Origin of the sequence: Pelobacter propionicus DSM 2379 (assembly GCF_000015045.1) — a bacterium.
GTDB lineage: Bacteria > Desulfobacterota > Desulfuromonadia > Geobacterales > Pseudopelobacteraceae > Pseudopelobacter > Pseudopelobacter propionicus.
Map to the genome: position 1 here is coordinate 903,704 of NC_008609.1, position 14,499 is coordinate 918,202.

Consider the following 14,499-nt stretch of genomic DNA (forward strand, 5'->3'; position numbering starts at 1 on the left):
TCCGTATGTGTTCGTCTTCCCACCGGCAACCTGGTTAATTCAGCCCTTTCAGCGATGACTGCGGTTATTACAGGCTGATTTTCGCTATTTCTCATTCTATCCGGCCAAGACATGCAGCCGTTTGATGTTGTAGGCCATGCAGACGAGGTTCCATTCGCCTTTTACTGCTTCAAAGCCACGAAGAAGAAAGCTTCTGAATCCCATGACCGCCTTGATGATGCCGAAGACCGGTTCCGAGGTGACTTTTCGCTGGGCGTAGATCGCCTTGCCGGAAGGTGTCTTCAGGCGATGCTTCATTCTGGCCACGGAATCGGCATCTTCGGGTAACGGCGGCGGTTCGGCAAAGCGCTCCATCAGTGGCACGTTGTGACTCTGCCGGTCTACGGCAATGTAGGGAGTTATCCCGTTCTCCTCACAGGCAGTTACATTGGTTTCGCTGAAGTAGCCACTGTCAGCTACCAGATCGGTTGCCTTGCCAAGCTTCTCAGGCAGCGCCGCCAGGTTCTCCAGGGTCGGTGTCAGCTCCTGTTTGTCATTGGGATTCTGGGTAACATGGGCCGAAACGATGAGCTTTGATGCCGTATCCACACCGGCCTGGGCGTTGTACGTCTGCTCGAATCCGCCACCGGAGGTCGGCATGATCCGCGACTCTTCATCGGTCAGATTGACCTGATCTTTGGCAGTGGGGCCGGATTTGGGCGGTTTCGGCTCTTTCCCCTTGGCCTTCTTGCCCGTTGCCTGCTCCTTCTTGGCCCGTTCGGCGACTTTCTTCTCATAAGCGGCCTGTTCACGAGCATGGCGCTCAGCGGCTCGTTTTTCGATCTCGACCTTGGCTGCGGCAATGGCGGAAAGACGCTTTTCCCGACGTTCCAGTTCTTCGGGGATGTTCATGCCGTCCGGAATATCGGCACGGTCCGCTGCCTCGGCCTTTTTGAGCAGTTCGCCAACCTCAGCCTTGATCTGCTCTTCAAGCTTGCAGGCATGCTCATAGCTCAGCGCCTTGTGCTTGGAGGCGTTCGCCTTGATTTTGCTGCCATCCAAACTAACGTTGCCCAGTTTCAGCACCTCCATCTGATGAGCGATCAGCAGAATCTGGGCAAACAGCTTGTTCAGTTGCGGCAGAAAACGCCGGCGGAAGGTGGCAATGGTATCGTGGTCAGGATGACTGTTTGCCGCTATGAACCGGAATGCCACGGAGTCGTAGGTGCTGCGCTCAAGCTTCCGGCTGGAGAATACGCCTGTCGCATAACCGTAAAACAACAATGCTACCAGCATCTCAGGGTTATAGGGCTGCGAGCCTCGGCCGGCATAGGTAGCTTTCAAAGAGCGCAGGTCGAGCTGTTCGACAATTTCGACCACAAACCGGGCCAAGTGCTTTTCTGGTAGCCAATCCTGCAGCGATGGCGGGAGCAGATAGGGTGTTTCCCGGTCAACTTCAATAAACTTTGATTTCATAGTCAACCCCGATACCTAACCAGTTGATATTACCGGACAAATATACGGGATACACCAAGAAAACGCAAGCTAAAGCTGACGACTTATTCAATAAATACAGCAGGTTAACCAATTGAAAACGCCCTGGAGATGACGGCTGAATGCGTTAAGCCCGACAGACTCCTAGCAGAGAATGAATTGTCTGTCAACGCGGGGGTGGGATTCCGTGGTGAGGGTTAGGCTGTTCCAGCGTGGGAAATGACAAAAGGCGGCCCCCATGGCCGCCTTTTGTCATTCATCCTGCATCATAAACCCGTTTCTCAGAGATATTTCTGGATCTCCGCAGGCGTGGGGCTCGTGCCGGAACATACCACCCTGCCGTCGATGACCAGTGCCGGAGTGCTCATCACGCCATACTGCATGATCGACGCCATGTCCTCCTCAACCTTGATCACATCCGCCTTGACCCCCGTGGCCCTGACCGCTGCGTGAACCGCGTCCAGGAGCGTCGTGTCCGTGGTGCAACAACCTGCCAGCACTTCGATCTTCATGTCTCGTCTCCCTTTCTTGAGGCTGGATTCCGGTTTCTGGTTTCTGCGGTTCCCGTCAGATCCGATTCATAGAAGGACCGCTTCGGACCCAAAGGGGAGCAGGCGCGGCAATACCGGTAACGGGATTGGCATGACCGCTGAAGTAAAGGGCACCCCATGGGGGTGCCCTTTACCTGCCGGTTACTGTTTCAGTCGCCTGGTCCGGGGTGGCTGCATTTTGCGCAACCTGGCTCGTTCTGCCCCTTTCGGGTCTGGAATTTCACAAGGCTCTCGTGGTCGCGGGAGATCTGGTCGCTGTCCGGGGAGTGGCGCTTCAGAAGATCCAGCAGGTCGGCGGAGAGCCGGTTGATGTCGCGGCTGATGGTGTAGTGCATCCAGACGCCGTCGCGCCGGTCATCCAGCCAGCCGGAGCGCTTCAGGTAGGCCAGATGGCGCGACACCGTGGACTGGGGCAGTTTCAGCACCGCCATCAGGTCGCAGACGCACAGTTCCCCCTCCGTCTGCAGCAGCATCAGGATACGCAGGCGGATCGGGTCGGAGAGGCATTTGAATGTCTGGGCGAGCTGTTGCATGGTGACTGTTTATAAAACGGATCGGCCGCCGGGTCAAGCCCGGGGCCTCGGGAGTACCCTGTCAGGGGGTAATGGCGGTGGCCAGAAACACCGGATAGACCTGTCCATCCTTGGCGATTTCCGTGACAGTCGAAATGCTTATGTCCGTAAAGCCGGCCTGACGCAGCATCTGCTCGAACTGCTCTTGCTCGAAGCCGTTGTGAAACACGCCAACAGGATCCCCATGGAAGCTGCCATCCTCGGCCTCAAGGTCGGTGATGGCCACGTGGCCGCCTGGATGCAGCAGGCTGCGCAGCGATGCCAGCAGCGGGACAATGTCCGGGATGTGGTGCATGGTCATGGAGCAGGTGATCAGGTGGTAGCGGCCGCCGGGCAGCTCTCCCTGTTCCAGGTCGAGGCGCACCGCCCGGACAGTGCTGCAACCCAGCTCGGCGGCTTTGGCGTTGAACTGTTCCACCATTTTTTCCGAGCTGTCCACCCCCAGCATGCTGCCCAGCAGGGGAGACAGGTTGAGCGTCACCAGGCCGGTTCCGCAGCCGAAATCCATGGCATCCCACTCGCGGGAGAGCGGCAGGGCCGCTGCCATGGCTGCGGCGACTTCGCGCCCCAGCCTGACCCGCTGCGGTTTCTCGTCCCAGGTTTGCGCTGCCGTATCAAAGTCCCTGCGCTCCGTCATGCCTTCTGTCCCGTTTTTCCCTCTTCGATGCGGCAGCAGGGGGGGGCGTCGCTTCCCTTGTCTTGCCTCCTGGCTCCGTCGTTCTTTTCCGCCCTGACCCTGACCAGTTCGCCCACGATGCTGATGGCGATCTCCTCGGGGGTCTCCGCCCTGATATTTGTGCCGATGGGGGAGTAGACCCTGTCCAGCTCCTCCTGGGTGAAGCCGTGGCCGATGATCTCCTGGTATACCAGATCCCGCTTGCCGCGGCTGCCGATCATGCCGATGTAGGCCGCGCCGCTTCTCAACAGTTGCTCCAGCACGTCCTTGTCGTACAGGTGACCGCGGGTGACTATCACCAGGTAGCTGTCACCGTCGATGCCCAGCTGGGGCAGTTTCCTGAAATTATCGATCACCATGGTCTCTATCGGTTCGGGAAAGCGCTCCTGGTTGGCAAATTCGGCCCGGTCATCCAGGACGATTGTCCTGAAGCCGACGCTTTCGCTCAAGGCTGCTACCTTCTGGGAGACGTGTCCGGCGCCGAACAGATAGACAGTCCCCCCCTGGCGCAGCGGTTCCACCAGGAAGCGCTGCTCATTGAAGGCTTCCGAATGCAGGGTTATCTTTGCGGGGCCGGCCACCAGCTTTTCCAGCAGGTACGGGCTGCAGCTTACCGTGCCGACCAGGGTCTTGTCAGGTTTCACCAAACACTGTTGGCGCTCCACACCGCCGCTGCCGTTGTTTTTCCCCAGCAGGGTGACCAGCCATCCCTTGCCGTTTTTTTCTGTTATCTTGGCAACTTCCGTATAGATATCCAGGTTGTCGTCGTTCTTCCCATCGATGACATCCACCAGGATCTCGCCCGAGCCGCCGCAGATCATGTCAGAAAGGGAGGCATCCTTGCCGGTCAGGTTGAATGACTGGATCAGCGTCCTGCCCGAAGGAATCGACTGCTTTGCAAGGTCGATGGCGCTGGCTTCCAGGCGTCCTCCGCCGATGGTGCCGATGATCGAGCCGTCTTTGCGGACGATCATCTTGGCCCCTTCGGCGCGCGGAGCCGAACCGGTCTTGTCGAAGATGGTGGCGACCGCGAAGCTTTCCCGGTTTTTGAGCAACTCAATCATGGCCCTGTAGAAATTTTTCATTGGATGGTACCTCGTTGGTTAGTGGGGTAGGCACGCACTTTATTGGAGATGGCTCTCCGGAGCGCGTATCATGCACCGAGCCGGCAACCGATGTCAATGTCTCCGTTATGTATAAAAGGTGAGAGCGGCGGAGTGAAACGCGAACCGCCGGGCGGGGGATTATTGTACTGGAGAGGTTGCCTGCTTTGGCATATAGTGCGGCTGCTGCATGCACTAATTACCTTCAGGAGGGTGTCTATGGCGACAACTGGACAGAGCGCGCCCCATGTCAAGGCGCGCCGTGATAAGCCCGCGGAATACCCGGAGCGCTTCCCCGTGCCCGACCACCTGGTCGGCTGGGAGAGTGCCTATCCGGCGTACGATCCTCCCTACTACGTCTCCCCGGTGGTGCTGGAGAACGACTCATCCCGCAACCCGGCCGGCTGGGCCGACCCGGAGCAGCTTTCCCCGGCAGATGCCCCGCAGGAGAGCCTGTGCGGAGCGCTGCGCCATGACGAAAGGGGAAGGGCTCTGAACTCGGCCGGCAGGACCGGTCTGGCCGGGAGGGGGCTTTTGGGGAAGTGGGGGCCCAACTACGCCGCCGACCCGATCATCACGCGCATCAACCGCCGGGAGAATCGCCTGGAACTGCTGGCCATCCAGCGCAGGGACAACGGCCAGTGGGCCATTCCGGGGGGCATGGTGGACAGGGGGGAGCTGGTCACCCGCACCCTGGCGCGGGAGCTTGTGGAGGAGACCGGCGTTAGCCTGGATATGGAGCGGGCAAGATTTATCTACCAGGGGTATGTGGACGACCCGAGGAACACGGACCATGCCTGGATGGAGACGACGGCAAAACATCTGCATCTCGACCCGGACATGGCGGAGCAACTGGAGCCGCGGGCCGGGAGCGATGCCCGGGCCGTGCGCTGGCTGCCGCTTACGGCGGAAACCATTGCCAGCCTCTACGCCAGCCACTGCGTACTGGTCAAAAAGGCCCTGGAGCTGCTCTGCCAGGGGGGAAGGACCGGAATGAGCGAGGCTGACCGGCAGCTGGTCCAGGCGCTCCTGCACGTGGTGTGATCCGTTGGGACCAGGGATCGCCCGTCCCCACGAACGCAGGCAGATCTCAGTTGCCGATATGTCGGTTCATCGTTTACGCATGGCCACTGTGGAGCGCACGCTGGCCATGTCCACCACCGGTAGCGGCGGCACGGAGGTGAGGCCGTACTCTGTGGCCAGGTTGATGTCCCCGGGCACCGCGGAGAGCAGCGCCTCGGCCACGTGCTGGTCAGCCGTGCGGTAGCGCAGCCTGGCCTCCACGATCAGGGTGGTGATCCCCCTGAGGGAGGGAACCCCGTAGTACACCTCCCGGTAGCCGCGGGACGGTATAGTCTCGTGGCGGGAAAAGGCGGTGATCACCCAGGGGTCGTGGGAGAAGTGGAAGTCGCTGCCCATGCCCTCGGAGTTGAAGATGCGGGTCTCCGGCGACAGGGAGCCGTTCGCCTTCAGGGAACCGCTGGTCATGACCAGCCGGTTGTTCTGGTCCCTGGCGCTGACCTCCAGCCACATCTGGCGGATGTTGCTGAGGGAGGTGGGCAGGTTGTGGCCGGCGCGCAGGTTGGAGACCCTGATCTTCAGCTCCCGCAACCGGCCGTTGTCGTAGATGGGGATCAGCTCCAGGCCGGCTGCGCTCTGCAGCCGTTTTACCGCCATGTCATATTGCTTCATCAGGCGTTCGGCCTGCTCCTTGTCATTGTTCCTGGTGGCGGCCTGGGCCGACAGCCAGGCCAGCAGGTAGTTGGTGCCGTTGAAGTAGTGGCGGTACTGGGAGCGCTGCGGCTTCCTGAAGTCGTCGGCGCTCTTCAGGAAGGTATCGTTCTCCACCATGTGGCAGTCCTGGCACTGGATTCCGCGCTGGGCATAGGGGCTGTGCTTCCACTCGTTGTAGGTGGCTTCGAGGGGGAAGTGCTTGTCGTGGTGATAGACCTGGTGGCAGCCGGCGCACAGGTCGGCCTGGTCGTGCAGCGGGGATTGGCGACACTCGTGGAATCCGCCGCCGCATTCCCCATCCGGCCTGTTGGGTCCCCGTTTGACCAGTTGCGGTCCCTCCTTGCCGTCATAGCCGGGGTTCAGGATCAGCGAACCGTTTCCTGCCTCACGGGTGGGTGTTCTGGTGTGGCTGGTTCCGCTGACCGAGTGACAGACATCGCAGGAGACCCCGGCGCGGGCCAGGGGGGAGAGGCCGGCCAGCCCCGGTTTCTTCAACTCACCGGTCACCATCCCGGCAGCCGAGTGGCACCCCTCGCACTGGCGGGCGATGTCGTGCCCCACCGCCGCCACCCCCTTGTTCAGTTCCCCTTGGTAGATCGGGTCACGCAGGGCCAGGCTGTGCACCGAGCCGTTCCACTCCCTGTGCTGCTGCTCATGGCAGCCGGCGCAGGTCTCCGGTTCGGTGAAGGGGGCGGTGGATTTTTCCCATCTGAAGAGCGAGGGGTAGTAGGGGAAGTACTCCCGGTCAACCTGGAACAGTTCCCGGTTTTCGGCGGTTGCCACGACGGCCGTGGCGAAGAGGAACATCAGGCCATAGAGGATGATGCGCTGCATGACGGACTCCTTTCGAACGTGGACTGTGTCGGACGGTTCGGCGATGAATGGAGCAGATTCTTGGGACGTGCCGTCGGGCGGTCAGCCCATGCGGCACTTCGCATGCGCTACCAGCGAAGAAGAGTGGGCCGGCAGTCAGTGCCCATGCCCCTGGCAGTCGGCGTGGCGTTCGCTGTGGCGCAGGGGCTTGATCAGCGGCCCGCCGTTGCAGGTGGAGCACTCCAGCTGGATGGTGGTGTGGGTGATGTGGAAGTCGTGGTGCAGGGCATGCTCGATGGCGTGCACCAGTTCCCCCCGTTGTCCGGTGTATTCCTCACGTACCTCCACATGGACCGACAGGGCGATGATGTGGGAACAGACCGTCCAGATGTTCAGGTGGTGGATGTCCTTTACGCCGTCGATCTCCCGTATCCGCTCAGCCACCTTCTCCACCGACAGTCCCCGCGGCACCCCCTCCATCAGGATGTGCAGCGAGTCCCGCAGCACCCGGCCGGCACCACAGAGAATCAGCAGGCCGATGGCGATGGAGATGATCGGGTCGGCCAGGTACCAGCCGGTGAGGCGCATCAGCAGCGCGCCGGCGATGACCCCCACCGAGGCTGCCGCGTCCCCCAGGACGTGCAGGAAGGCGCTGCGCACGTTCAGGTCGTCGTGGGCGTGTCCGTGCAATCCCCGGGCAGCCAACAGGTTGGCCACCAGTCCCACCACGGCGATGACCAGCATGGGAACGGTCTTGACCTCTTCCGGCGCGATCAGCCGCTTGCCCCCCTCGTAGAGGATGGCTATGGCCATGAGCAGCACGGTCAGGCCGTTGACCAACGAGGCCAGCACCTCGGCCCGGTGCAGGCCAAAGGAGTGCCGTTCGCTGGGCGCCCGGGAGGCCAGCCGTATGGCGCCCAGGGAGAGCAGCAGGGCGAACAGGTCCAGAAACACGTGCCCCGCATCGGAGAGGAGCGCCAGGGAGTTGGACCAGATTCCGCCGATGATCTCCGCCACCAGGGTGACGGCGGTCAGGGTGATGGCGAACTGCAGGCGTCGCGATATGTTCTGGTCAAGGTCGGTCATGGCTGCCTCTCTGCTCTGCTTTTCCTCCAGTGAGCAATCTTCGGCTGGGCTGAATTCAACCGCTCCCCCCTTTGGAAAAGGGGGGCTGGGGGGGATTTGCCGGCGATGGTTCTCTCACCGGCCGGACTCATCGTGCAGACATGATAATGCCGTCCAGCCCGGAAGGCAAACCATAAACCGGTCTTGCGCCCCTTTGGCCCACCAGCCTCTTGTCTCTCCGATTGTTATTCCCATCGCATCGCCTTGCCCCTTGCTTGTGCAGTTCCCCGTAATCCCAATTCGTATCATCGCGGCACTGCTGGTCGGCGTCGCCTTTCAATAAACACGTTTATGAGGTGGCTGCGCCGTTGCATGGCGATGTCGAGGGGGTGCGGCGGCTGGTGGAACACTTCATGTTGTAGGGGGGACAGAAATGAAAAAAGGGGCGCCAGCGGGGCGCCCCTTTTTCGTGTGCGGCATGTGATGCGGTTAGGCGAGGATTTCGCCCAGGCATTCCAGCAGACGAGCGTTTTCCGCTTCCGTGCGCACGGCCACGCGGAAGAAGCGGTTGGAGAGACCAGCGAAGCTGCTGCAGTCGCGGATCAGGATCTGCTTTTCCACCAGCCGCTCTTTCAGCTCACTGGAGGTGATGGTGGCGTCCAACTCCACCAGCAGGAAGTTGGCGCTGGAGGGGTAGACGGTGAGTTGGGGGAAGTCGGAGAGCGCCTGGCCGAGTGCCTGGCGCAGTTCGGTGACATACTCCACGGAGCGTCGGGCATATTCCCCGTCATTCAGGGCGGCTATGCCAGCCACCTGGGCCAGGGTGTTGACGCTCCAGGGGCCGCCCATGGAGGTCAGGCGTTCGATCAGGGATGGCGCGGCCATGGCGTATCCCAGCCGCAGGCCGGGTATGCCGTAGAACTTGGTCATGGAGCGCAGCACGATGCCATGATCCGAGGCGATGATGATATCTTTGGCCGAGGCCTGCTCGCAGAAATCCATGAAGGCCTCGTCCAGCACCAGGAAAGTGTCCGTGTCCTTACAGAGGGCGTAGACCTGCTCCACCAGTTCCCGCGGGTAGAGGGTGCCGCTGGGGTTGCCCGGGTTGCACAGGTAGAGGGCGTCGTAATCCTCGGCCAGTGCATTGGCCAATGTACCCAAATCCAGGGAGAAGTTGTCGCTTGGCGAGAGGATCAGGTGACGCACCTCGCAGTGGTGCTGCAACAGGGCATAGGCGTATTCGCTGAAGGAGGGGGAGACGATCAGGGCGCTCTTGCCCGGCAGCAGGGAAGGCAGGTTGTAGATGGTCTCAGTGGAGCCGTTGGCGATGGCGAAGTACTCCGGCGGGACACCGTGGACCTGGGAGAGGGTCTGCCTCAGCTCGCCGCAATCGTTGTCCGGGTAGTGCACCAGGCTGTCCAGCGCCTGGGTGATGGCCTCCCTGACCCGGGGGGAGATGCCCAGCGGGTTGATGCTGGCCGAGAAGTCGATGGAATCGGCGGGGGAAAAGCCGCGCTGGCGGGCCAGGGAAAACAGGTTGCCGCCGTGCTCATAGCTGTGTGACATGGATACCTCTCAGGAGTGCGGCCGTTGCCAGGGAGATGACGGCCATGGCAAGGGTGGTGGCGTACATCAGTCTGATCATGCCGCGATAGGCCTGGCCGTCTATGCTGCGCAGCGGGTCGCCGATGAACTGCTTGACCGACAGCAGGCCGCCGTAGGTGGATGGCCCTCCCAAGCGTATTCCCAGGGCGCCGGCCGCAGCCGACTCGGGGTGGGCGCTGTTGGGTGAGGGGTGGTTCAGCCGGTCCCGCAGGGCTATGCTGGCCGCGTTAGCCTGGGAGAGGCCGATCAGCGGCGCGACCATGACCATCAGCAGGGCGGTCAGGCGGGCCGGGATGTAGTTCACCAGGTCGTCCATGCGGGCCGAGGCCCACCCGAGGCGCAGGTAGCGCTCGTTTTTGTAGCCCACCATGGAGTCCAGGGTGCTGACCGCCTTGAAGGCCATGCCGGCCACCGGTCCCCCCAGGGCCAGCCAGAACAGGGGAGCGATGATGCCGTCGGTGGTGTTTTCGGCCACGGTTTCGATCAGGGCGCGCCAGATCTCCTCTTCATCCAGATCAACGGTGTCGCGGCCGACGATGTAGGAGAGTTTGACGCGTGCGCTGGCAATGTCGCCGGCGTCGAGGGCATCGGCCACCAGGCATGACTCGCGCTGCAGGGAACGCGCCGCCAGGCAGGTGGAGCTGAGCAGGGCGGCAACCATGAGCCCCGCCAAGGCGTGCAGTCGGGCCGAGCCCCACACCATCAGCCAGGTGACCGAGGCGGCAGAGGTAACGGTCAGGGCCAGCAGCAGCACACCGGCAATGCGCTCGTTGGCCATGCATCTGCGCAGCAGTGTCTCCAGGAAGGTGATCAGGCGTCCGATCATCACCACCGGGTGGGGCAGCCAGCGCGGATCACCCAGGCACAGGTCCAGCAGCAGCGCCAGGGCCAGGACGGTGGGGTCAGGCTGGATCACGGGGCAGTCCGCAGATTTCCAGCAGCTTCGGCATGTCCAGATGCCGCTCCATGTGGCAGGAGAGCAGGTCGAAGGGGTCGCTGACAGGCTGGCGAGTCTCCTCCCGTTGCAGCGGCATCCCCTTTTCGCTCCTGATTGCGTTCAGATAGCTGTCCCGGAAGCGGGCGTTGTCGAAGATGCCGTGCAGATAGGTGCCGAAGACCCGGCCGCCTTGCGAGACGCAACCGTCCTGGATATCCACGTCGCTGTCACCGCGCCGGAAGATGCGGGCAAAGGGACGGGGGGTATGGAGGTAATCCGTTCTTCCCATGTGAATCTCGTATCCGCTGAGCTCGCCGTCGCAATCGGGGGCGATGGCCCGTCCCGGCTGTTCCAGGCGTGCCCAGGCCTGGTGGGTCTCCTTGTCCAACAGCATGGTAGTCTCCACCGGCAGCAGGGCTAAACCCTCGGCCTCGGGCAGGGACGATTCCACCCGCTGGGGGTCCAGTACCCGTTGACCCAGCATCTGGTAGCCCCCGCAGATGCCGATGATCCGCCCCCTGAAGGCGGCGATGGCATCGAGGAGTCCCTCTTCTTTGAGGAAGAGCAGGTCTCCGATGGTGGATTTGCTCCCCGGGATGATCAGGACGTCCAGTTCCTCCAGCTGTTCCGGCTTGCGGACGTAACTCAGGATCACATCTGCTTCGGCATGCAGCTGGTCGAAATCGGTGAAGTTGGAAATGCGCGGCAGTCGGATGATGCCGATCCTGATCTGTCGGCCATCCTTCTGGGCCGCCATTTTGGCCTCCTGGCTGAGGATGACGCTGTCCTCGGCCGGCAGGCAGAGTTCGGACAGCCAGGGGAGCACCCCCAGCACCGGCACGCCGGTGCGCTCCTGGATGAAGTCGATGCCCGGGGTCAGGATTGAAGCGTCGCCGCGGAACTTGTTGATGATCACCCCCTTGATGTAGTACCGCTCCAGGGGGTCCAGCAGGTCCAGGGTGCCGGCGATCTGGGCGAACACGCCGCCCCGGTCGATGTCGGCCACCAGGATCACCGGGCAGCGGGCCATCAGGGCGATCTTAAGGTTGGCGATGTCGTTGTCCTTGAGGTTGATCTCGGAGATGCTGCCGGCCCCCTCCAGGACGATGAATTCGTAGGCCTGGCGCAGGTTCTGGAAGCTCTCTCTGATTCTCTCCAGAGCCTGGGGCTTGTAGCTGTCGTATTCCCGTACGTTCATGTTGGCCACCGGCCGTCCCTGCACGACGACCTGGCTGCCGGTGTCGGAGTTGGGCTTGAGCAGCACCGGATTCATGTCGGTGTGGGGCGGGATGTTGCAGGCCTGGGCCTGCATGGCCTGGGCGCGCCCCACCTCGCCCCCCTCGGCGGTGACGAAGGAGTTGTTGGACATGTTCTGGGACTTGAAGGGGGCCACGGTCAGGCCGCGTCTGATCAGGGAACGGCAGAAGCCGGCGGTGAGGATGGATTTGCCCACATCCGATGCGGTGCCGCAGAACATCAGCGCCCGTCCGTCGGGGAGCGGCCCGTCCGGTGGCGTTGCCGTCAGCGGTGAGGCTGCGTCGACGTACTTGCGGGCATAGCCGCGCGGCGTCACCATGCGGCCCCGGCTGTCGATGAAGCTACTGGCATTGCCGATGATCACGATGGTGGACATGTCGATGTCGTGGCTCAGCAGTTCTCCCAGGGTGGTGACCGTGGCGTTCTGGTCATGTCGGCAGGCGTTGCGGACGATGCCGGCAGGCGTCTCGGGTGGGCGGGAGGCCAGGATGATCCTGGCCGCCTCTTCGATCTGGGTGACGCGGCTCTTGCTGCGCGGGTTGTAGAGGGCGATGACGAAGTCCGCCCGTGCCGCGGCTTCCAGTCTGCAGCGGATCAGCTCCCAGGGGGTTAGCAGGTCGGAGAGGGAGATGACCGAGAAGTCGTGCATCAGCGGGGCGCCCAGGACCGATGCCGCCGCCTGGACGGCCGAGATGCCGGGGATGACCCGTACGTCCGGCTGGGGTGCCGCGGCATCCGCAGTTGTCTCGCTTTCCAGTAGTTCGAATACCAGTCCTGCCATGCCGTAAATGCCTGCGTCGCCACCCGAGACCAGGCAGACAGTCTCTCCTTGGCGTGCCCTGTGGATGGCCTCGCGGCAGCGCTCAACCTCGCGCATCATTCCGGTGGCGACGGTCTGCCTGTCCTGGATGAGCGACCTGATCTGCTCGATATAGTTGTCGTAACCGACGATGACCGTTGACGCGGCAATGGCCTGTCGTGCGGCGTCGGTGAGGTGTTCAACGGCCCCGGGACCGCTACCAATAATATAGAGTGATGCCATGCTGTTCCTTCTGTGCGCGAAGTGTGGGTCCTGTTCGTGTGCAAACGATCGGCTGGGAGGGAAAAATCGACGAATTATGACACGTCAGCTTGTGGGGATGCAAGCCCGAATTGGTCAGACAGGGAGGGTCAGGCCGTGAAGGATGCGTAGAGCTGTTTGACGCGCGTCAGGTAGGTGCGGGTTTCTCGCGGCAGGCGGTCGGGATGCCTGTCCACATTGCCCGGCCCCCAGTTGTAGGCTGCCAGGGTTGATTCCAGGTCGCCGTTGTAGCGGTTGAGCAGGTCGCGGAGAAAGCGCGTCCCGGCCATGACGTTCTGCTCCGGGTCGAAGGAGTCGCTTACCCCCAGGCCGCGGGCGGTGGCGGGCATGAGCTGCATCAGTCCCCGTGCGCCGGCGCTGGAGACCGCCCGTGGGTTGAAGTCGCTCTCGGCCTTGATGACCGCCTTGATTAGCCCCGTGTCGACACCGTAATGCCGGGATGCCTTGGCGATGATCGGCTCGAGCCACTGGCTGTTGCTCGGCAGGCTGGCGGATTGGGTGCCTGAGTCCGGCAGCGGTTGCGGCTTGGTCGATGACTGATCCGACGATGCGTCTGCCTCGGCCTGGGTGGCGCGGTAGGAGTCGAGCAGGGACTGGACAAGGGATGACTGGCGGCTGAAGGGTTGGGGGGGCGGGCTGTTGTCGGCCGGTTTGTCTCCGGCCAGGGCCAGGGTTGAGTGGAGCATCTGCAGGTTGAGCGTTTCCGCCAGAGCCTGGGCGTTGGTGGGGGTGACGACGGTATTCTCAAGAGCTGCATCCAACTTTCCGGCAAAGGCGGTGTCTGTCTCGACGCTGGACCGCTCCTGGGGCGCCTGTGCAAGAAGGGCCGAGAGCAGCGATGGCTTTTCGCTGATGCTGATGGGCATGGCGGTTCCTATTCCTCGACGAAGACCAGATTCTTCTTCTTCAGTTTCTCGATCAAGGTGGTCCTTTTCAGGTTGAGCAGTTCGGCGGCCTCTTTTTTGTTGCCCCCGGTGCGGGCCAGGGCCTGGAGGATCAGGTTGTTTTCAAACTGCTCCACCACTGTGTTGAGGCAGATGCCTTGCGCCGGGAGTGTGCTCTCCTCCTGAATCGCTGGCGCCTGGAGCCTGACCCGGTTGCTGGAGAGGTATTTTTCGGGCAGATCGTTGGGGGTGATGACGCCGCTGTTCTTGATGATCACCAGGCGCTCCACCAGGTTCTCAAGTTCCCTGACATTGCCCGGCCAGCTGTAATTGCACAGTATTTCCAGCGCTTCACGGGAGAACCCTTTTACCGAATACCTGCTGTTGTCGTTGAAGATGGTCAGAAAGTTGTGAATCAGGAGTGGGATGTCCTCTCTGCGCTCCCGCAGCGGCGGTATGGTGACCGGTATGACCGACAGGCGGTAATAGAGGTCTTCCCGGAAATTCCCGTTTTCCACCAGCTCTTCAAGGTTCCTGTTGGTTGCGGCGACAATGCGCACATCTACTTTCTGGCATTTGGCCGATCCGACCGGTTCGAACTCCCTGGCCTGCAGCACCCGTAGCAACTTGACCTGGAGGGCAGCCTTCATGTCACCGATCTCGTCCAGGAGTCTGTCGGGCTTAACGCATTCAGCCGTCATCTCCAGGGCGTTTTCAATTGGTTAACCTGCTGTATTTATTGAATAAG

The 14,499-nt window shown here is 62.0% G+C and carries 12 protein-coding genes and 1 pseudogene; 1 reads left to right on the plus strand and 12 read right to left on the minus strand.

Annotation, left to right across the window (positions count from 1 at the left end; genetic code table 11):
- Positions 1-96: 96 nt before the first annotated feature.
- The 5 genes from PPRO_RS04220 to PPRO_RS04240 form a co-directional block, all read right to left on the minus strand.
- Complete coding sequence (locus PPRO_RS04220; protein ID WP_011733975.1) at positions 97-1,455, minus strand: IS1182 family transposase; 1,359 nt, start codon at positions 1,453-1,455, stop codon at positions 97-99.
- A 299-nt stretch (positions 1,456-1,754) separates the two neighbouring features.
- Positions 1,755-1,985 carry a thioredoxin family protein gene (locus PPRO_RS04225; RefSeq protein ID WP_011734802.1) on the minus strand — a complete coding sequence of 77 codons (231 nt, stop codon included), beginning with the start codon at positions 1,983-1,985 and terminating at the stop codon, positions 1,755-1,757.
- Between the two features lie 188 nt (positions 1,986-2,173).
- Entirely contained in the window at positions 2,174-2,557 is a 384-nt protein-coding gene (locus tag PPRO_RS04230) for an ArsR/SmtB family transcription factor (protein ID WP_011734803.1), read from the minus strand.
- Between the two features lie 61 nt (positions 2,558-2,618).
- Positions 2,619-3,233 (minus strand): class I SAM-dependent DNA methyltransferase, encoded by a 615-nt coding sequence (locus PPRO_RS04235; protein WP_011734804.1) that lies wholly within the window; start codon positions 3,231-3,233, stop codon positions 2,619-2,621.
- On the minus strand, positions 3,230-4,357 hold the full coding sequence (locus tag PPRO_RS04240; protein ID WP_011734805.1) for an XdhC family aldehyde oxidoreductase maturation factor: 1,128 nt from the start codon (positions 4,355-4,357) through the stop codon (positions 3,230-3,232). Before PPRO_RS04240 ends, PPRO_RS04235 begins: the two co-directional genes overlap by 4 nt.
- A 237-nt stretch (positions 4,358-4,594) precedes the next feature.
- Between PPRO_RS04240 and PPRO_RS04245 the strand changes: the two genes are divergently transcribed.
- Positions 4,595-5,419, plus strand: coding sequence for an ADP-ribose pyrophosphatase (locus tag PPRO_RS04245; RefSeq protein WP_011734806.1), 825 nt, complete (start codon positions 4,595-4,597; stop codon positions 5,417-5,419).
- Between the two features lie 66 nt (positions 5,420-5,485).
- Here the strand turns inward: PPRO_RS04245 and PPRO_RS04250 are convergent, their stop codons facing one another.
- The 7 genes and pseudogenes from PPRO_RS04250 to PPRO_RS04280 form a co-directional block, all read right to left on the minus strand.
- Positions 5,486-6,943 (minus strand): cytochrome c family protein, encoded by a 1,458-nt coding sequence (locus PPRO_RS04250; protein ID WP_011734807.1) that lies wholly within the window; start codon positions 6,941-6,943, stop codon positions 5,486-5,488.
- 135 nt (positions 6,944-7,078) lie between these two features.
- Positions 7,079-8,008, minus strand: a complete 930-nt coding sequence (locus tag PPRO_RS04255) for a cation diffusion facilitator family transporter (RefSeq protein WP_011734808.1) — start codon at positions 8,006-8,008, stop codon at positions 7,079-7,081.
- Positions 8,009-8,476: 468 nt separating this feature from the next.
- On the minus strand, positions 8,477-9,553 hold the full coding sequence (cobD, locus tag PPRO_RS04260) for a threonine-phosphate decarboxylase CobD (RefSeq protein ID WP_011734809.1): 1,077 nt from the start codon (positions 9,551-9,553) through the stop codon (positions 8,477-8,479).
- Positions 9,537-10,508: an adenosylcobinamide-phosphate synthase CbiB gene (cbiB, locus tag PPRO_RS04265; protein WP_011734810.1), complete on the minus strand. Its 972-nt coding sequence runs from the start codon at positions 10,506-10,508 to the stop codon at positions 9,537-9,539. Before cbiB ends, cobD begins: the two co-directional genes overlap by 17 nt.
- Positions 10,495-12,828 (minus strand): cobyric acid synthase, encoded by a 2,334-nt coding sequence (locus PPRO_RS04270; protein ID WP_011734811.1) that lies wholly within the window; start codon positions 12,826-12,828, stop codon positions 10,495-10,497. The genes cbiB and PPRO_RS04270 overlap by 14 nt, the downstream gene beginning before the upstream one ends.
- A gap of 128 nt (positions 12,829-12,956) precedes the next feature.
- Complete coding sequence (locus PPRO_RS04275; RefSeq protein WP_011734812.1) at positions 12,957-13,733, minus strand: lytic transglycosylase domain-containing protein; 777 nt, start codon at positions 13,731-13,733, stop codon at positions 12,957-12,959.
- Positions 13,734-13,741: 8 nt separating this feature from the next.
- Positions 13,742-14,419: pseudogene (locus PPRO_RS04280) on the minus strand (AAA-type ATPase lid domain-containing protein); the annotation flags it as partial.
- Positions 14,420-14,499 lie beyond the last annotated feature (80 nt).